The sequence below is a fragment of the Streptomyces sp. BL1 genome (genome assembly GCF_057628045.1).
Genome location: NZ_JBXYWZ010000002.1, coordinates 7,231,203 through 7,249,741, shown reverse-complemented (window position 1 = coordinate 7,249,741; position 18,539 = coordinate 7,231,203). Strand labels below are relative to the sequence as shown.

16 protein-coding genes are annotated in these 18,539 nt (G+C 72.6%); 6 read left to right on the top strand and 10 right to left on the bottom strand.

Translation table 11 applies throughout. The annotated features are described in order from the left end of the window. Window positions 1-12 precede the first annotated feature (12 nt). The 3 genes from AC3AGO_RS31865 to AC3AGO_RS31855 are packed head-to-tail and all read left to right on the top strand — an operon-like array spanning window position 13 to window position 2,163. Window positions 13-891, top strand: coding sequence for an alpha/beta fold hydrolase (locus AC3AGO_RS31865; RefSeq protein ID WP_487823741.1), 879 nt, complete (start codon window positions 13-15; stop codon window positions 889-891). 29 nt (window positions 892-920) lie between these two features. Continuing rightward, window positions 921-1,391, top strand: coding sequence for a MarR family winged helix-turn-helix transcriptional regulator (locus tag AC3AGO_RS31860; RefSeq protein ID WP_487823740.1), 471 nt, complete (start codon window positions 921-923; stop codon window positions 1,389-1,391). A gap of 25 nt (window positions 1,392-1,416) precedes the next feature. Continuing rightward, the gene (locus AC3AGO_RS31855; protein ID WP_487823739.1) at window positions 1,417-2,163 is read left to right on the top strand and encodes a maleate cis-trans isomerase family protein; all 747 of its coding nucleotides are present in this window, start codon (window positions 1,417-1,419) and stop codon (window positions 2,161-2,163) included. Window positions 2,164-2,205: 42 nt separating this feature from the next. On the opposite strand, the gene AC3AGO_RS31850 is transcribed toward AC3AGO_RS31855, so the two are convergent. Continuing rightward, entirely contained in the window at window positions 2,206-3,519 is a 1,314-nt protein-coding gene (locus AC3AGO_RS31850; RefSeq protein WP_487823738.1) for an acetylxylan esterase family protein, read from the bottom strand. A gap of 120 nt (window positions 3,520-3,639) precedes the next feature. Beyond that, on the bottom strand, window positions 3,640-4,269 hold the full coding sequence (locus tag AC3AGO_RS31845; RefSeq protein WP_487823737.1) for a TetR/AcrR family transcriptional regulator: 630 nt from the start codon (window positions 4,267-4,269) through the stop codon (window positions 3,640-3,642). Window positions 4,270-4,358: 89 nt separating this feature from the next. Between AC3AGO_RS31845 and AC3AGO_RS31840 the strand changes: the two genes are divergently transcribed. After that, window positions 4,359-5,303 (top strand): aldo/keto reductase, encoded by a 945-nt coding sequence (locus AC3AGO_RS31840; protein WP_487823736.1) that lies wholly within the window; start codon window positions 4,359-4,361, stop codon window positions 5,301-5,303. A 76-nt stretch (window positions 5,304-5,379) separates the two neighbouring features. Here the strand turns inward: AC3AGO_RS31840 and AC3AGO_RS31835 are convergent, their stop codons facing one another. From AC3AGO_RS31835 to AC3AGO_RS31805, 7 genes are all read right to left on the bottom strand, one after another. After that, window positions 5,380-7,752 carry an arylsulfatase gene (locus AC3AGO_RS31835; protein ID WP_487823735.1) on the bottom strand — a complete coding sequence of 791 codons (2,373 nt, stop codon included), beginning with the start codon at window positions 7,750-7,752 and terminating at the stop codon, window positions 5,380-5,382. Then, entirely contained in the window at window positions 7,749-9,728 is a 1,980-nt protein-coding gene (locus AC3AGO_RS31830; RefSeq protein WP_487823734.1) for an ABC transporter ATP-binding protein, read from the bottom strand. Before AC3AGO_RS31830 ends, AC3AGO_RS31835 begins: the two co-directional genes overlap by 4 nt. Continuing rightward, complete coding sequence (locus AC3AGO_RS31825) at window positions 9,725-10,603, bottom strand: ABC transporter permease (RefSeq protein WP_487823733.1); 879 nt, start codon at window positions 10,601-10,603, stop codon at window positions 9,725-9,727. The genes AC3AGO_RS31830 and AC3AGO_RS31825 overlap by 4 nt, the downstream gene beginning before the upstream one ends. Window positions 10,604-10,608: 5 nt before the next feature. After that, window positions 10,609-11,553 carry an ABC transporter permease gene (locus AC3AGO_RS31820; protein WP_487823732.1) on the bottom strand — a complete coding sequence of 315 codons (945 nt, stop codon included), beginning with the start codon at window positions 11,551-11,553 and terminating at the stop codon, window positions 10,609-10,611. A gap of 1 nt (window position 11,554) precedes the next feature. Beyond that, window positions 11,555-13,150, bottom strand: a complete 1,596-nt coding sequence (locus AC3AGO_RS31815) for an ABC transporter substrate-binding protein (protein WP_487823731.1) — start codon at window positions 13,148-13,150, stop codon at window positions 11,555-11,557. A gap of 252 nt (window positions 13,151-13,402) precedes the next feature. After that, the gene (locus AC3AGO_RS31810; RefSeq protein ID WP_487824887.1) at window positions 13,403-13,480 is read right to left on the bottom strand and encodes a putative leader peptide; all 78 of its coding nucleotides are present in this window, start codon (window positions 13,478-13,480) and stop codon (window positions 13,403-13,405) included. Between the two features lie 66 nt (window positions 13,481-13,546). Further along, window positions 13,547-14,770 carry an ROK family transcriptional regulator gene (locus AC3AGO_RS31805; RefSeq protein WP_487823730.1) on the bottom strand — a complete coding sequence of 408 codons (1,224 nt, stop codon included), beginning with the start codon at window positions 14,768-14,770 and terminating at the stop codon, window positions 13,547-13,549. Between the two features lie 650 nt (window positions 14,771-15,420). Here AC3AGO_RS31805 and AC3AGO_RS31800 point away from each other — a divergent pair. Together AC3AGO_RS31800 and AC3AGO_RS31795 are read left to right on the top strand one after the other, a co-directional pair. After that, window positions 15,421-16,428 (top strand): TauD/TfdA dioxygenase family protein, encoded by a 1,008-nt coding sequence (locus AC3AGO_RS31800; protein WP_487823729.1) that lies wholly within the window; start codon window positions 15,421-15,423, stop codon window positions 16,426-16,428. A 212-nt stretch (window positions 16,429-16,640) separates the two neighbouring features. Beyond that, complete coding sequence (locus tag AC3AGO_RS31795; RefSeq protein ID WP_487823728.1) at window positions 16,641-17,978, top strand: family 43 glycosylhydrolase; 1,338 nt, start codon at window positions 16,641-16,643, stop codon at window positions 17,976-17,978. 59 nt (window positions 17,979-18,037) lie between these two features. Here the strand turns inward: AC3AGO_RS31795 and AC3AGO_RS31790 are convergent, their stop codons facing one another. Beyond that, window positions 18,038-18,514, bottom strand: coding sequence for a (2Fe-2S)-binding protein (locus AC3AGO_RS31790; RefSeq protein WP_487823727.1), 477 nt, complete (start codon window positions 18,512-18,514; stop codon window positions 18,038-18,040). Between the last annotated feature and the right edge of the window lie 25 nt (window positions 18,515-18,539).

The following is an 18,539-nucleotide window of genomic DNA, read 5'->3' as shown; positions in this document are numbered from 1 at the left end:
CAGGAGCTCCCCTTGTCCCATCCCGCACCGCCGCCCCGCTTCCTCACCCCCGACGCCGCGGCCGACCTGGCCGGCATCCCGGCCGTCAGCCGCTGGGCCGACCATGACGGCCTCCGCCTCCACGTCCTCGACTACGGCGGCGACGGCGTCCCCCTCCTCGTCCTCCCCGGCATCACCAGCCCCGCCGTCACCATGGACTTCGTCGCCCGCGAACTGGCGGGGCCCGCCGGCGAACTCGCGGTCCCCGTACGGCCGCTGGTGCTGGACGTGCGCGGGCGCGGGCTCTCCGGCGACGGCGACTCGTACACGCTGGAGGCGTACGCCGAGGACACCGAAGCCGTCATCGACGGGCTCGGCCTCGAACGGCCGCTGCTGCTCGGGCACTCGATGGGCGCCCGGATCGCCGCCGCCACGGCCGTACGCGGCAAGGCCGCGCTGCGCGGCGCCGTACTGGCCGATCCGCCGATGAGCGGTCCCGGGCGCGGCCCGTACCCGACGACGCTCGACGCCTTCCTCGGGCAGCTCGCCGAGGCCCGCCGCGGCACGGACGCCGAGGAGGTGGGCCGCTCGTGGCCCCGCTGGGCGGTGCGCGAACGGGGGCTGCGCGCCCGGTGGCTGGCGAGCTGCGGCGAGGACGCGATCCGCGGCACGCACCGGGGCTTCGAGGAGGAGGACTTCTTCGACTGGTGGCCGTCGGTTCCCGTGCCGACGGCGCTGCTGTACGGCGCGGACAGCCCCGTCGTCACGGCGGAGGGCGCCGCGGAGGCCGCCCGTACGCTGCCCGGCGCGCGGCTCACGGAGATCCCGGACGCCGGCCACATGGTGTTCTGGGACAACCCGCGGGGCGCGCTCGACCTGCTGCGCGCCGCGCTGCGCGGCCTGCTCGGCTGAGGTCTCAACTGCCGTGGTTGAGTGGGCGCATGGCTGACAACTCCGCCCCCCTCACGACGGCACCAGAAGCGCTCACGGCCGCCCCCGGCTACCAGGTCAGACGCCTCTACCAGGCGTATCTGGCCGTGTGGGTGCGCGCCGTGGACCCGACGCTGACGGGCCCGCAGTTCGCGGTGCTGACCGCGGTGCACGCCGCGCCGGGCAGCGACCAGAGCTCGATGGCGTCCGCCGTGGCCCTGGACACCTCGACCATGGCGGACGTCGCCCGGCGGCTGGAGAAGCGCGGCCTGCTGGAGCGCCGCACGGCGGCGGCCGACGGGCGCCGGAAGCTCCTCTACCTCACCGGACAGGGCGAGCAGACCCTGCGTGAGGCGAACGACCGCGCCCGGGCGCTGGACGAGCGGCTGCTCGACCCGTACCCGCCCGAGCGCCGCGACGAGCTCCTGCGGGAGCTCACCGCGCTCGCCGACCACTGGGAGTCGCTGAGCGGGGACACGTAACGACCGACCACCCTCCGGAGGACCCGTGACGGACCATCACATCGGCATGATCGTCCCCAGCTCGAATCTCACGATGGAGACGGAGCTGCCGCGCATGCTGCGCGCCCGCGAGGAGGCGCTCCCCGGGGACCGCTTCCTCTTCCACAGCAGCAGGATGCGGATGAAGCACGTCACGCCGGAGCAGCTGCGCGCGATGAACGGGCAGACCGAGCGTGCCGCGCTCGAACTCGCCGACGCCCGGCCCGATGTGGTGGCGTCCGCCTGCCTCGTCGCGATCATGGCGCAGGGTCCGGGCCACCACTGCACCGCGGAGGGGGAGATCACGGCCGCGCTCCGTTCCGAGGGCTCGGAGGCACCCGTGGTCTCCAGCGCCGGCGCGCTGCTCTCGGCGGTCGAGGCGCTGGACGCGAAACGGGTCGCGGTGATCACCCCGTATATGAAGGAGCTCACGGCGACGGTCGTGCACTACATCGAGGACGCCGGGACCGAGGTGGTGGACGCGCTCAGCCTGGAGGTCCCCGACAACCTCGCGGTCGCCCGCCTCGACCCGGACGACCTGCGCGAACACTGGCGCAGGCTCGACCTGTCGGGCGCCGACGCGATCGTGCTGTCCGCCTGCGTGCAGATGCCGTCGCTCTCCGCGATCCAGTACGTCGAGGACGCCTCGGGCCTGCCGGTCCTCTCGGCCGCCACGGCCACGACGCACAGGATCCTCACCGAACTCGGCCTGCCCCCGGTCGTGCCGGACGCGGGCCGCCTGCTGGCAGGCTGACACCCGCGTCCCCCTGCCCGGCCGGGATCGGTGCGGGCCGGGTCAGTGCATCCCGGCGAACCAACGGGCGTTGCCGGCCACGGCCTTGCGGTAGGTGTCTCCGTGGCCGGTCGTGCCGTGGTTGACGACCTTTCCCGTACCGCCGTGCGCCGACAGGTCCTTGGCGCAGCTCACGGTGTTGCCAAGCGGGACGTCACGGTCGCCGTAGGAGGTGTGCAGCCGTACCGGTACGCGCGGACCCCACTCGCACACCCCGTCGTTGAGGCGGATCACCCGGGCCAGCGTGCCCGTGGGCCGCTGCAGCCGGTCGTACCACTTCGGCGTCAGCAACTCCTTGATGTTCCCCGGCAGTTGGGTGACGATCTCGTCGTCCTTGTGCTCGCCGTCGAAGAGTCGCCCGACGCGGTCGGCGTACGGGGCGCGGAACACGTCGCGCGGGTGGGCGTAGAGCGGATGCAGCCTGTTCTGCGCGGTGAGGAAGTAGGAGAGGTAGAAGGCAGCCGACGTGCCGTCTATCCGGCCGTCGAACATGCCGGGCAGCTCCTCGCCCTCGATGTCGTACGGCCCGGACACCGGCGCCAGCGCCCGCAGCCGGAACCGGGGGTCGGCGCCGCGGCTCAACTCCCGTCCCAGCGCCATCGCGACCTGCCCGCCCTGCGAGAAGCCCGTCGCGTACACGTCGCCGGTCAGCTGCCTGCCGTACCGGGGCGCGGCCGTACGGGCGGCGCGCAGCGCGTCCAGGGACGCGGACACCGAGGAGCGGGTGTCCACGTAGGGGTGGTGGCCGGGGCCGGTGCCCAGCCCCAGATAGTCGGGGGCGACGGCGGCGAGCCCGCCGGCGGCGTACAACAAGGAGCCCAGCGCGGACAGATCGTCCCCGCCGGACGGGGCGTAGCCGCGGTAGGCGAGCGTGCCGTGGGTCTCGGACACCGCGTCGAGCCGGCGCGCGCCGCCGTCGGGAAGCATCAGTAACGCGGAGGCGGTGGTGGGTGCGCCCTGCGGGGTGATCGTGGCGTACGTGAGGCGGTACGAGGTCGCCGCGTACCGCGCGGCCGGCGCGTCCACCTTGTTGCCCGACATCAGCTTGTCCACCTGCGCGCGGGTGTAGTGGCGGGTCCGCTCGACGCTCAGCAACGTCCCTCTGGCGCGCTGCTCCGTTCCCAACGCCTGTGTGCCGCCCGCCTGTTGACCGGTTCCGCTGTCCTCCGCGCGGTGCGCGTCGGCCGTGGCGTCGGCGAGGGGCAGGGTGAGCGAGGCGAGGACAGCGGCGACGGCGAGGGTGGCGGCGCTGCGGCGGCGCGCGCTCATGTCCGCTGCGGTACGTGCGGTGCGACGGGTGGGCTCGTGGGAAGTCATGTCACGAAGCATGCAGCCGGAGCGCCGCCCGCGGCAGACAGCCAACACCCGTCCCGAGGTGGGGTTTCCCCCAGGGATCCCGGTGCGCCGCGGGGCATGACCCGGCCGCACGGCTCCCGTTCATGTGCCGGTGTCGTCCTGGGCGGCCTGCGGACGCAGCGCGTCGACGAGGAGGTCGAGCAGGCGGTCGGCCTGCTCCGGCGTGCCGTTGGCGCCCGTGGAGAGGAAGAGCCCCAGCAGCATCATGGTGACGTCGTCCGGTGCGATGTCACCGCGCAGCGAGCCGTCCTCCGCGCCACTCGCGAGGAAGGTTCCGATGGTGGCGGTGAGGCGTTCGCGGGTGGCCGGTGTCGCGATCCGGCCGGTGGCCCAGCCGGTGCGCAGCGTGTCCCCCAGCCCGCGCTTCGTCGCGAAGAACGCGGCGTACCGCTCCATCCAGGCGCGCAGCGCGGCGTCCGGCGGCATCCGGTCGAGCAGGGCGGGGGCGCTGCCGGTGACGGCGTCCAACTCGGCGGCGTACACGGCCTCGACGAGTGCCTCGCGGGTCGGGAAGTTGCGGTAGAGCGTGCCGATGCCGACACCCGCGTCGCGGGCGATGTTCTCCAGCGGGACCGAGTCGTCGGCCGCGGTGAAGGCGGCCTTGGCGGCGGCGATCAGCTTCTCGCGATTGCGCCGCGCGTCGGACCGCGCGGGCCGGTCGCGGGGCGTGCCCGGTGGCGTGGAGTCCGAGGGCGTGGGATCCGGCGACATCAAAACGGAGGCACCTCCGGTAGTGCTACAGTCGATGGAGCGGAGGCTCCTCCGCTTTCCCTCCATCGTCTCACGAGGGCGGCATTGTCATGACTACGAACAGCACTCCCTCCTCGCGGTTCACCGCCACCGGCACGCAGCGCGCCGGAGGCGCGGGCCGCCTCGGCGAGCACACCGTCTCCCGCGTCGGATTCGGCGCGATGCAGCTGGAGCGCCTGCACGACGACCGCGACGCCGCCGTCGCGCTGGTGCGCCGCGCGGTCGAGCTCGGCGTCGACCACGTCGACACCGCGCAGTTCTACGGCGACGGCTTCGTCAACGGCGTCCTCCGCAACGCGCTCCGCCCGCAGGACGGCGTCCTCCTGGTGAGCAAGGTCGGCGCCGAACCCGACCCCGTAGGACCCCTCCCCCTGCGCTCCGCGCAGCGCCCCGAACAGCTGCGGGCCGGCGTCGAGGACAATCTCAAGACGCTCGGCGTCGAGCAGATCCCGGTCGTCAACCTGCGCCGCATGGACAGCGGCCCCGGCCTCCGGCCCGAGGGCGACCAGATCGTCGAACTCGACGACCAGCTCGCGGAGATGACCGCGCTGCGCGACGAGGGCAAGATCGGCGCGATCGGCCTGAGCAGCGTCACCCTCGACGGACTGCGCCGCGCCCTGCCCGCCGGCATCGTCTGCGTCCAGAACGCGTACAGCCTCGTGGCGCGCGACGACGAACCGATGCGGGAGCTGTGCGCGGCGGAACAGATCGCCTGGGTCCCCTACTTCCCGCTCGGCGGGGCGTTCCCCGGCCTGCCGAAGGTGAGCGACGAACCGGCCGTCCAGTCCGCCGCACAGTCCCTCGGCGTCAGCACCGCACAGGTCGGCCTCGCCTGGCTGCTCCAGCACGCCCCGGACGTCCTCCTCATCCCCGGCACGTCGAACCCGGCGCACCTCGAAGCGAACGTCGCGGCGGGCGGCATCACCTTCGATCCCGCCACACAGACGGCGCTCGACGCCGTCGAGTCACAGGGCACAGACATCCCGTTCGACTGACCAGCACGGCCTCGCGCGGTCGGTCGCCGCGCCCGGTCCGTACCCGTCGGCGTACGGGACCGAGAGGCCCCCGCCGCTACTCGAACGCGCCGGCCGCCTCCCGCAGTGCGTCGGCGAGCACTTCCGGCGCGTCCGGGCCCGGCGGCCCGGGGCGGTAGGTGACGGCGCGGAGGGGGCCGGTCCAGCGGTGTACGCCGTGGCGCTCGTACAGCGGCCAGGACACCGGTGACTTGCGGTCGACGCCCACGCTGATGCCCTGGAACGGGGCCATGCCGATGAGCTGGTGGACGGAGTCCGTACGCGCCCGCTCCTGTCCGTCGACGGACAGGGTGAAGCGCCAGCGGAGTCCGGGCTCGGCGGTGGCGGCCAGCCGGATCAGGCGGGCGCCGGGGGCGAGCGGCCCGGCGTCGGTCTCCCGGAGGGCGCCGTACTCGTTGTAGGCGAAGCGGAGCCGGCCGCCCTCCACGTACAGGCTGTAGCCGCCCCCTTGGTCGCCGTGCGAGACGAGGACGCCCTCCTCGCCCGGCCGGTACGGGCCGAGTTCGGCCTCCACGGTGAAGGAGCGGAAGGCGATGAGCCGCGAGGAGCGGTAGCGCTCCAGCTCCGGGGTGCCGGGGAGGAGGGTGACGGGGCGGGTGAGCCGCTCCTCGCCGGGGCCGCGGCGGGCCATCGCGCCGGAGGCGTCCGGCAGCGGGAACACGCCGTTGCGCCAGGCCGCCTCCTCCCACGCCGCCGCCAACTCCTTGACCAGCTCCGGGCGTTCGGCCGACAGGTCGTGGATCTCCGTCGGGTCGGTACGGATGTCGTACAGCGCCCACTCCCCGTCGTCGTACGGGTCTCCCGGGCGGTGCAGGGTGACGATCTTGTGGCCGTCCCGGTAGTAGCTGCGGTTGCCGGTCATCTCGCAGTACTGCTCGCCGTGGGTGCTGCCGGCCCGTGCGTCGGTGAGGACGGGCGCGAAGCTGACGCCGTCCTGCTCCTGGACGGGATGCCCCGCCCGCGCCAACGGGCGGTCGACTCCGGCCAGTTCCAGCAGAGTCGGTGCCACGTCGGTGACGTACTGGTACTGGTCGCGGATGCCGTCGTCCCCGTCGTCGCGGGGCAGCCCGGCGGGCCAGGACAGCACGAACGGGACGCGTACGCCGCCCGCGTACGTGTGCCGCTTGTAGAGCCGGAACGGCGTGTTGGAGGCCATGGCCCAGCCGCGCGGATAGTGCACGAGGCTGCGCGGCCCGCCGATGAGGTCCGGGTCGCGGGCGACGTCGGGCTGCCAGTCGTCGGGCAGCCGGGGGTGGTGGGCGAAGCGGCTGAAGTAGCTGCGGGAGCCCTCGGCGCCGCCCTCTCCGCTGCCGCCGTTGTCGGCGGTGAACACGACGATGGTGTTGTCGAGTTCGCCGAGGGCGCGCAGCGTGTCCAGGAGCCGGCCGAGGTTCTGGTCGACGTTGTCGACCATCGCCGCGTAGACCTCCATATAGCGGGCATAGAGCCGCTGTTCGTCCTCGTCGAGTTCGTCCCAGGCGGGTACGTCGAGCCCGTTCTCGGTGTTGCGCTCCGGCAGTTCGGCATCCGGCGGGAAGAGTCCGGCCTCCTTCTGGCGGGCGAAGCGCTCGGCGCGCAGCACGTCCCAGCCCTCGTCGTACCGGCCGCGGTGCCGGGCGATGTCCTCGGGCCTGGCCTGGAGCGGGGCGTGGACGGCGTTGTGTGCCAGATAGAGGAAGAAGGGCTTGTCGGCGTCGTGCGCGCGCAGCCCCTTGATCATGCCGACGGCCTGGTCTGTGAGGTCGTCGGTGTAGTAGTAGCCGTCGGGGAACTCGTCGATGTCCAGCGGGCTGTTGTCGCGTACGAGCTGGTGCGGGTGGAAGAGGTTCGTGAGCCCTTCCAGGACGCCGTAGTACTGGTCGAAGCCTTTCTGGAGCGGCCAGTTGGCGCGGTCGGCCGCCGCGTGCGAGGACGAGTCGCGGGCCAGGTGCCACTTGCCGACGGCGTACGTGGCGTAGCCGCCGTCGCGCAGCGTCCGGGCGAGGGTGGGGATGTCGTCGGCGATCTCCATGCCGTAGCCGGGGAAGCCCGGGTCGGCGTTGGCGACCATGGCGTAGCCGACGCGGTGCGGGTTGCAGCCGGTGAGCAGCGCGGCGCGGGCCGGGGAGCACAGCGGCTGCGTGTGATAGTTCGTCAGCCGTACGCCTCGGTCGGCGAGTCCGTCGAGCACCGGGGTGGGGACCTCGGAGCCGAACGGGCCGACGTCCCCGAAGCCCATGTCGTCCAGGTAGACGACGACGATGTTCGGGGCTCCCTGCGGCGCTGTGCGCGGCTGCGGCCAGGCCGGTTCCGAGTCGGCGAAGGTGCGGCCGACGCGGCCGGGGAAGCCGGCGTACGGGTCGCGGCGGGTCGCGGGGCTGTCGGACGAGGCTGCGGTCACGCTGCGGTCTCCTCGGTTCGGGGTGCTCATGCGGAGGCGCCCGCGGTGACGACGGCACGCGGCTCGGGGTCGGGTGACGCCGCCACCAGGGCCTGCGTGTACGGGTGTTGGGGCCGCGCGCAGATCTCGTCGGCGGGGCCTGTCTCCACGACGCGGCCCTGGCGCATCACCGCGACACGGTGGCTGACCTGCCGTACGACGGCCAGGTCGTGTGCGATGAACACCATCGCGAGGCCGAGGTCGCGTTGCAGATCGGCGAGCAGGTTGACGATCTGCGCCTGGACGGAGACGTCCAGCGCGGAGACCGGTTCGTCGCAGAGGAGGACGGACGGTTCGAGGGCCAGGGCGCGGGCGATGCCGATCCGCTGCCGCTGGCCGCCGGAGAAGGCGCGGGGCCGGCGCGCTGCGGCGGACGGGTCGAGGCCGACGAGCGTGAGCAGTTCGGCGACGCGTTTCTCCCGTCCGGCTCTGTTCCCGTGCAGCCCGTGCGCGCGCAGCGGTTCGGCGATGCTCTCGCCCACCGTCATCCGGGGGTTGAGGGAGGCGTACGGGTCCTGGAACACCATCTGTACCTCGCGCCGGAGCGTGCGCAGGGCGCTGCGGGACGGGCGCAGGACGTCTTCGCCGCGCAGCCGGTACGTGCCGCCGTCGGCGGGGTGCGCGTGCGCGAGGATCCGGGCGAGGGTGGACTTGCCGGAGCCGGACTCGCCGACGATGCCGAGGGTCTCCCCCGCCTCCAGCCGCAGCGACACGCCGTCCACGGCGGTGAGCCGGGCGCCCTTCCCCGCGCGTCCCCGGCGGCCGAACTCCTTGCGCAGGCCCTCCACTTGGAGCAGGGGAACGGGGCCCGGCTCTCCGGCGTCCTCGGCCCCGCTCCCGGAGAGCGCGGAGGCGACGCCCTCCAGACTGTGCGGGCTCTCCGGCCGCCGCAGCCCCTCCAGCACGTCCGCCTCCGGATGATGGCAGGCCACACGGCCCTCCGCGCTCGTGTTCAGCGGCGGCTCCTCCGTACGGCAGTGGTCGTCCGCGGCCGGGCAGCGCGCGGCGAAGGCGCAGCCCGTGACGGGTACGGACAGGTCGGGCGGGCTGCCGGGGATGCCGGCGAGGCGGGTGCCGGACGGGGAGGACAGCCGGGGTACGGCCGCCAACAGGCCCTGGGTGTACGGGTGCCGGGGGCGGGTGAGGACCTGTTCGGTCGGGCCGTCCTCGACGACGGCGCCCGCGTACATCACCATGACCCGCGCGCAACTGCGGGCGACGACGCCCATGTTGTGCGTGATGAGCAGCAGGGCCGTTCCGGTGCGTTCGTTGAGTTCGGTGAGCAGGTCGAGGATCTGTTCCTGGACGGTGGCGTCGAGCGCTGTCGTGGGTTCGTCGGCGATGAGCAGGTCCGGTTCGTTGGCGAGGGCCATGGCGATGAGGACGCGCTGCCGCTGGCCGCCGGAGAACTGGTGCGGGTGGTCGTCGACGCGGCGTGCCGCGTCGGGGATGCCGACCAGTTCGAGGAGTTCCACGGCGCGGGCCCGGCGGGCCGTACGGTTTCCCCGGCCGTGGGCGCGCAGCACCTCGTCGAGGTGGGTGCCGACGGACAGGACCGGATTCAGGGACGTCATCGGGTCCTGGAAGATCATCCCGATGCGGGCGCCGCGTACGCCGCGCAGCGACTCCCCCTCGGCGGTGGCGAGTTCGGTGCCGTCGAGCCGTACGGAGCCGTGGGTGATCCGCCCCGCGCCGGGCAGCATCCGGGTCAGCGCCAGCGCGGTCGTGGACTTGCCGGAGCCGGACTCGCCCACCAGCGCGACGGTCTCGCCCCGGCGCAGGTCGAAGTCGACGCTCCGTACGGCGGGTACGCCGGGGCCGCCCTCCGCAGCGGGGAAGGCCACGCGCAGGTCGCGTACGGCGAGCAGGGGTTCGGGGGAATCCGGTGCGGGACCGGCCGGTTCGCGGGGTGCGGCGCTCGGGGCCGGTCCGGTCGTCCCGGCTCGGGAGGAGGAGGGCGGGGTCATCGGCGGATCTCCCGGTTCAGGGCCTCGGACAGGAAGGACAGGCCGAGGACGAGCACGGTGACGGACAGCAGCGGTCCCGCCGCGTAGAACGGGGCCTGGGCGAGGTAGGGCAGCGCCTGGCTGAGGGTGCTGCCGAGGGAGGGTTCGGGCGGGCGGACGCCGACGCCGAGGAAGCTCATGGCGCCTTCGAGGAAGACCGCGACGGTGAGCGAGACGGCGGCCTGGACGACGAGCGGGTCGGCACAGTTGGGCAGGATGTGCCGGACCAGCAGCCGGAACCGTCCGGTGCCGCCCACGCGCGCGGCCACCGCGTACTCACGTTCCCGCTGCACAAGGATTCCGCCGCGCAACTGCCGCCCGAACAGCGGCGCTTCGGCCAGCGCGATCACGAGGATCACCGGCAGCCGGCCCGGGCCGAGGACCGCGGTCACGGCGAGGGCGAGGATCAGCCCGGGGAAGGACAGGATCAGGTCGAAGGCCCGCTGGACCGCCGAGTCGAGCACCGGGTGCACGGCGGCCAGGAGGGCGAGGGCGCAGCCGAGCAGCGCCCCGGCCGGCACGGCGAGAGCGATGATCTCCACGTCCGTACGGATCCCGTACAGCACGCGGCTGAACAGGTCGCGGCCCAAGTCGTCGGTGCCGAGGGGGTGTCCGGGCGTCCCGGGGGTGGCGAGGGCGTGGGCGCTCTGCGCGGTCGGGTCGTGCCCGGCGAGCAGCGGCGCGCACAGCCCGGCCAGGACGACGAGGCCGACGAGCAGGGTGCCCGTACGGCCGCGCGGGGTGGCGAGCGCGGCGAGGTAGGCGTGCCGGGGACGGCGGCGTACGGGAGCCGGGGCCGGGTCGGTCGTCCCGGGCGGCGCTGAGGTCGTGGACAAGGTGATCACTCCCACCGGATCCGGGGGTCGAGCCAGGCGTGCACGACGTCCGTGAGCAGTTGGATGACGACGAAGAAACCGACCAGGAGCAGCAGGAGGTCCTGGACGAGGGGGTAGTCGCGGCCGTTGAGGCCCTGTTCGGCGAGCTGGCCGAGTCCGGGCCAGGCGAAGATGGCCTCCACAAGGACGGCGCCGCCCAGGAGTTGGCCGGTCTGGAGTCCGACGAGGGTGACGACGGGCGGCAGGGCGTTGGGCAGCGCGTGCCGCCACAGCAGCCGCCGCCGGGACACGCCCGCGGCGGTGGCGGTGCGGATGTAGTCCTCGGTGAAGGCGTGCTCCAGGCTGTCGCGCAGATAGCGGCCGAGGACGGCGGCGCTGGGCAGGGACAGGCACAGCGCCGGCAGCAGCAGGTACTGCCACTCCAGGTCGGGCGCCTCGGCCAGGCCGGTCCGGCCGCCGGAGGGCAGCAGCCGCCAGGCGACCGCGAAGACCAGCACCAGCAGCACGCCGGTGACGAAGGGCGGAACGGCGAGGGCTCCGGTGGTGAGGGCGCGTACGAGGGCCTGTACGGGGCGGCGGCGCGCGGTGGCGCCGAGGATGCCGAGCAGTCCGCCGAGTACGAGGCTGAACAGCAGGGCGCCCGCGGTCAGTTCGGCGGTGGCGCCGAGGCCGTCCCGGATGAGGTCGGCGACATTGCCGCCGACCGCGTAGGAGGGGCCGAGGTCGCCGCGCAGGAGGTCGCCGATCCACGCCACGTACTGCGCGAACAGGGGCTGGTCGAGGCCGAGTTCGTGGCGGATGGCGGCGACGGCTTCGGGGCCGGCGTCCGGGCCGGCGAGGACGGAAGCGGCGTCGCCGGGCACCAGACGCAGGATCGCGAAGATGAGGAACGAGGCGACGAACAGGACGAGGAGCGCGGACGGTATCCGCTTCAGAAGATAGGAGCGCATGTCAGACCAGGTAGGCGTCGTCGAGATGGAGGTAGCCGAACTTGCCGAGGCCCACGCCGCGCAGCCGTTTGGAGGAGACCTGCACCTGGTCCTCGATGGCGAGGTCGATGATGAACGCCTCGTCGAGGAGCAGGTCGGCGACCTTCTGGTAACGGGCGTGTGCCGCGGCCCCTTCGTTCTCCTTGTGCTGCCAGGCGTCGTGGACGGCTTCGGTGTACTCCCGGGAGCGGAAGTGGGAGGTGTTCTTGGCCTCGTTGAAGGGGTACGCGCTGACCGCGAGGGTGGACGGCTGGACCTGCGCGAAGCCGTGACTGTTGATCCACAGCGTCGGCATCGTGCCGGAGATCAGCCTGTTCTGGAACTCGGCGTCGTCGTACGGCCGCAGCTGCGTACGGATGCCCGCCTGCCGCAGGTCGTACTGCACGATCTGCGCGATGGAGGCGATCCGCGGCTGCGTGGAGTGTCCGAGGGGGATGGTCTGCTTCGGGTCGACGCCGGAGGCGCGCAGCAACTCCCGTGCCCTGCCCGGGTCGTGGCGGTAGTGGGTGCGGCTGGCCTCGCTGTGGACGGGGGACGAGCGGGGCCAGGGGGCGGCGGAGGCCAGTCCGTAGCCGCCGAGGGCCTGGTCGACGACGCGTTCACGGTCCACGGCCCAGGCGACGGCCTGGCGGAACAGCTTCCGGTCGGCGGGCTCCTTGCCGACGTCGGCGCCGACGTACACCGCTCCGTTGCCCGTCGAGTAGCGCTTGATGGCGAAGCTGGGGTTGTTCTTGAGGGTGGCGACGTAGTTGCCGGGGACCTGGAGGGAGAGCTGGGCCTGGCCGGAGCGCAGGGCCGAGAGGAGGGCGTCGGGCTGGGTGTAGAGGCGCAGTTCGACGGAGTCGAGGTAGGGCCGGCCGGGCCGCCAGTACCGGTCGTTGCGGCGCAGGCTGAGCCGGCTGCCGGGCTGCCAGCCGGTGAAGCGGAACGGTCCGGTGCCGTTGAGGCGGCGCCCCTTGACGGTGTCCTCGATGGTGAACCGATCCGGGATGATCATGAACTCGAACAGGTCGAAGAGGTTGCCGACCGGGTGTTTGAGTTTCAGGACCAGCTCGTGGTCGCCGCGTTTCTCGAACCCCGTCACCACCTTTGCGGTGGAGGCGAGTTGGGCCGAGCGCTGCGGGTCGGTCAGGTTCCGTATCGCGAAGATGACGTCGTCGGCGGTGAAGCGCCGGCCGTCGTGGTACGTCACATCGTCGCGCAGCCGCAGCGTGATGCTGCGCCCGTCCTCGGAGTACGTCCAGGAGCGGGCGAGCTCCGGGCGCGGGGTGAGGCTGTCGTCGTAGCGGGTGAGGGTGTTGAACACGAGGCCCTGCTGGAGGGGTTGGGCGCTCTGGGTGAACAGCAGCGAGGGCTGGAATTCGAGCGCCGTTCCCACGGTGAGGTCGCCGGAGCGGCGGGGCCCTCCGCCGCCCCGCCCCTCCGCCACGGACACGGCGGACCGGCAGCCGGCCAGCCCGCCGCCGGAGGCGAGCAACAGGGCCGCTGCGCCGCCACCGCGCAGGGCGGTACGGCGGGGCACGAGGCCGGAAGGTGGAGAGGGAGCGCGCGCGTGCATGCAGGACGCCTCATTCTTTTCGCTGCGGCAGAAAGAAACGGGAAATGGGGTGTACGGAAAACAGGGGCGTTCGGAAACGTCAACGGGCGCCCCGCCGGGACGCGTTCGCAGCACGGAACGCGCGACAAAGGGGACGTCCGGAACTTCCGGAAAGGGAAAGGGTTCGGTGTGTGGCACACCGGGAGCGTCCGGCCGGCCGTACGGCGGCGGCTCAGCTCTTCAACGGATTACCGCGACGCGGACAACCGCAGGTCAACCCGCACAGACCGCGCTGGACTGCCGACAGAGGTCGACGTGCCAGCGGGATACGAGGCGCAGGTGGGAAGTCACGCGCTGAAGAATGTCAGTGCCGTCCGCGCTGGTCAACACGCGTGCTCCGCACGGCAGTCGTCATCCTCACGGAAACATTGACGGCGTGTTGCCGGAGTTTTGCAGCGGCCTCTTGAACAGCTCGTTCATCCAGACTGTGGCGGCGGCCACAGGAAGCGTTTCGGGTCCGGCATGCGGGACGACGATGCGTTCCGGGTCGGCGCACACATGCGAGTGTTCCGTCGCCGCCGACCGCAGCTCGTCCAGATAGACGTCATGCGTCAGGCAGGAGCGTTCGGTGACGACGACCAGGTCGGGGTTGAGTACGTCGAGCAGCAGTCCCGTGGCACGGCCCACCGCGCGCGCCCTCTCCCGCAGCAGCCCGTCCGCGCGTACGTCCCCGGCGGCCGCGGCGTCCAACAGGGCTTCGGGGCCGGGCAGTTCGGTGATTCCCCGGGTGCGGGCCGTACGGCCGAGCACCGTGTCCGACACGGTCGCCTCCAGGCAGCCGGTCCGCCCGCAGGGGCACCGCGCCGTGCTGTCGGGCACCGGCAGGTGCGCCACGTCACCGGCTCCCGCGCCGGGGCCGCTGTGCACGACGCCGGCGATGGCGAGCGCCGCGTCCACCACGTTCCCGACGAACAGGTGCAGCATCGACCGCCGCGCCTGCGCGCGCCCGAAGAGGAGCTCCGACTGGGCGACGGCACGCGCGTGGTTGTCGACCCGTACGCGTACCCCGGTGTGCCGTTCCAGCTCCCGGCCCACGGCTTCGTGCCGCCAGCCGAGGGCGTCGTGCCGTACGGCGGTCGCGGTCGCCGGATCGACCCATCCGCCGAGCGCCGCGCCGACCCCCAACAGGGGCCCGGTGGCGCTCCGTTCGGCGAGGAACCGGGCGAGGGCGCGTCCGACGTGGCCCAGCAGCTCCTCGTGCGGGATGCCGTGGTGCGGGAACGTCCGCCGCTCCACGACCCGGCCACGCAGGTCGACCAGGCAGAACGTGGACTGCGGTACGCCGATGTGCACCCCGCCGGTGACCGGGCCGCCGGCCGCGCCGGGGGTCAGCTCCACGGGGATCTGCGGGCGGCCCACACCGTTGCCCGTGGGGAACTCGGCGGCGTCCCGTACCAGCCCCAGCCGCACCAGGTCCGTGCACTGCCGGGACACGGCGGCGGGGCTCAGCCCGGCGCGGCGCGCGATGCCGCTGCGGGACACCGGGCCGTGGTCGAGCACGGTCCGCAGCACGAGCGCGGCGTTCGCCTCGCGGCGTCCGTCGCCGACGGTACGGGGAGCGTGCTGCGGGATGGTCGTCACGGTCGGATCCGTCCTCTCCGGAAGCCTGGGGAGCCTGGCGGAGCACCCAACATGCACGGAACGCACGGGCGTTGGCGAGTACGGAGCGTGCCCGGTGGGACGCGGATCACGTGTTCCGTGACCGGCGTATTGCAGTGTCGTGAACTGCGCGGCCGGGCCCTTGACCTGCCCGCCGCGACCCGGCGAGGCTCCAGTGCATGACCGCGACGACCGGCACCGCACCGCGGCCCCACGACACCCCGGGGCGCCACGCCCCGCAGGCGTGTCGCTGTCGCAGCGTGTGACGTTTCCGCGGCGGCGATGACGCGCCACGGCCGGGGTCCGGCCGCGAACCGGCCGCGTTCCGTGGGTGACCGTCCCACGCGTCACCGCCCCGCCACCGGGTGAGCTCCCGCTGCACCTGGCGCGCTCACCCGCCTCGCCGCCTCCCGTACAACCGCGGCCTGTTCGCGACGCCGCCGCGTACGTACTCGCCCAGCCACCTCCCGTACAGCCGTGGCCTGTTCACGACGTCACAGCGCACCCGCACAACGGCACCCCACCGCCTTCCCACCACCCGCACCGGATTACTTCCGCTCCGAGCGCATTCAATTGCAGCGCGACACAGCGCATCCCACGGCTCGGGGCTGCTCACCACAGAGAGGGTTCTCATGACCACCGCACCCGCCAACCCCGCCGCCTCCCCCACCCCGTCGACCACGTCCGCCGCCGAGGCCGCCGCCCACGCGGGGCTGACCGTGGAGAAGGTGGGCGGACGCGTCGGCGCCGTCGTGTCCGGGGTCCGGCTCGGCGGCGACCTGGACCCGGCGACCGTGGCCGCCGTACGCGCCGCGATCCTGGAGCACAAGGTCGTCTTCTTCCGCGACCAGCAGCACCTGGACGCCGACAGCCACGAGGCGTTCGGCCGGCTCCTCGGCACGCCCGTCGCGCATCCGACCGTGCCGTCCGTCGACGGCAGGTACGCCTTCGGCATCGACAACTCGCACGGAGCCCGCGCCAACCAGTGGCACACGGACGTGACGTTCGTGCCCGCCTACCCGGCGTTCTCCATCCTGCGCGCCGAGGTCGTGCCCCCGTACGGCGGCAACACCGTCTGGTCGAACACCGCCGCCGCCTACAACGAGCTGCCGGAACCGCTGAAGATCCTCGCCGACAGCATCCGCGGCGTGCACACCAACGACTTCGACTACGCCGCCGTACGTCCCGACGCACCCACCGCGGCCCGCGAGCAGCACCGGAAAGTCTTCACCTCCACCACCTTCCAGACCGAGCACCCCGTCGTGCGGGTGCACCCGGAGACCGGTGAACGCACCCTGATCCTGGGCAACTTCCTCCAGAAGCTCTCCGGATTCCGGGGCCGCGACTCGCGCCTGCTCATCGACGTACTCCAGTCGCACGTCGAGCGGCTGGAGAACACGGTGCGCTGGCAGTGGCGGGCCGGAGACGTGGCCATCTGGGACAACCGGGCCACGCAGCACTACGGCCTCGACGACTCCGACGCGCACGAGCGCACGCTGCGCCGCGTGACCATCGACGGCGATGTGCCCGTCGGCACCGACGGCCGCCGGTCCGTGCTGCTGTCCCCAGAGGCCGTCCCGGACCCGGACCACGGCATCGCCTCCGGTGCCTCGACGGACGGCGACGTCGCCCAGCGCTGATCCCGCACAGCCCGCCGGGTGTAGGCCATTGGGCCGGCACCCGGCGGTCCGGTGACAGGCTCGGGACAGAACGCGTACCCACCCGGGTTATTTTGCCGGGGTGTTGACGAAAATCGACAGATCTTCGCATGCTGTACGGCATGCCGTCCCGGGGGCGGATCTCCGCCGGCGGGTCCTGCCGGCGATCTGGACGACGACGAAGGACTTCACTCATGACCAGTTCCGAGAACAGGCCGCGCGTCGGCCGACGGTCCCTGCTGGCCGGCGCCGCGGGGTCGCTGGGCGTGGCCGCGCTGGCCACGGCCGCCGCGCAGGCGGTACCGGAGAAGGGCGTACAGGCAGGCTCCGCGAACGCCCGCGCGTACCCGCCGAACCGGCCCGAGCTGGAGCCGTACGGCCTCGCGGACACGTCACAGGACCTGTGGCCGCGTGAGGACAACTCCTTCATCCTGCCGCTGGAACAGCGCCCGCACGACAAGGAGTTCGGCCGCGTCTGGATGCGGGACACATACGTCAACTGCTTCGAGGTGGACGGCCGCCCGCTGTACGTGGCGACCGGCACCACCCGCGCGCCCGGCCTCGACGCGGCGGGCCCGTGGAACGACGGCATCTACGTGTGGCTGGCCCGCTCCCTGCGCGGGCCGTGGAAGCTGGCCGACACGACCGGCGTCCGGCCCGGCGCGGCGAAGGGCAAGGTGTGGTCGCCGGAGTTCGCCGGGGAGAACAAGCCCGGCCGTACGGTGGTCGCCCCGTGGCAGGAGTACTGGGAGGACGACGGCCAGTTCGGCAAGCGGGGCAACGCCTGGGCGCCGGAGCTGCACTACTTCCGCGGCAAGTGGTACATCGTCGCGTGCATGGGCGACCACTCCAAGAAGGTCGGCTCGTTCATGCTGGTGAGCGACGGCGGCGTCGAGGGCCCGTACCGGGTCGTGCAGGGCAACCTGGAGAAGCCCTTCGGTGAACCGGTCCCCGGCGGGCCGGCCTTCATCAAGCCCGGCGCCTATCACCACATCGACGGCGGCCTCTACTCCGAGGGCGACACCGCGTGGCTCGTGCTGCACAACAACCTGTACGCGAAGTTCCGCGACGACATGGAGGACATCGTCCCGACGAAGGACCTGCCCCGCTTCCGGCAGACGCCGTACAAGCCCGAGCCGTATCTGGAGGGCGCGTACGTGTTCAAGTACGGCGGCAAGTACTTCCTCGTGCACGCCGCGTGGGACTGGGAGTCCGAGGACGGCAAGCGGCACGCCTACGACAACCCGGGTGCCGGCCGCAAGCAGTACCAGTACGACGCGATCGTCGCCGTCTCGGACCACTTCGAGGGCCCGTACTCCAAGCGGTGGACCGCGGGCGTCGGCGCCGGGCACAACAACTTCTTCGAGGACCACAAGGGCGGCCTCTGGGCGACGTTCTTCCGCAACCCGGCCGGCGGCTACTGGTCCCACCCCTCGCGCAAGCCGGACGCCGCCGTCGCCGGTGTCGTCCGCCTGGAATGGACAGGCCCGGAAGGCAACCGCCTGTACGTGAAGCGGCGCGGCCAGGGCTGAGTCCGGGACACAGGCCGGGGCACAAGCCAGCCGCAGGACCGCGTGCCGCACGCATGAACTCACATGCGTGCGGCGCCCGTTCTGATGGCTTCGCGGATGCGGAAGTACGTGCCGCAGCGGCAGATGTTGCGGAGGCCGTCGAGGTCGGCGTCGGTGATGTCGCGGCCCTCGGCGGCGGCGCGGCGGGCCAGTGCGACGGCAGCCATGATCTGGCCGGGCTGGCAGTAGCCGCACTGCACGACGTCGTGGTCGAGCCATGCCTGCTGCATCGGGTGCAGGTCCTTGCCGACGGTGGCCGGGAGGCCCTCGATGGTGGTGACCTCGTCGCCCGGCTCCAGTTCCCCGACGGGGACCGCGCAGGGGTTGACCGCCTTCCCGTTGAGGTGGCTGGTGCACGCCTTGCAGACGTTGATGCCGCAGCCGTATTTCGGCCCGGTGATGCCGAGGAGGTCGCGCAGCACCCACAGCAGGCGTACGTCGTCGGCCGCGTCGACGGTGACCTGTTCACCGTTGACGCGGAACGTGTGCTCGGGCATGCGGCTCTCCTCGTCCAGCGGTGTG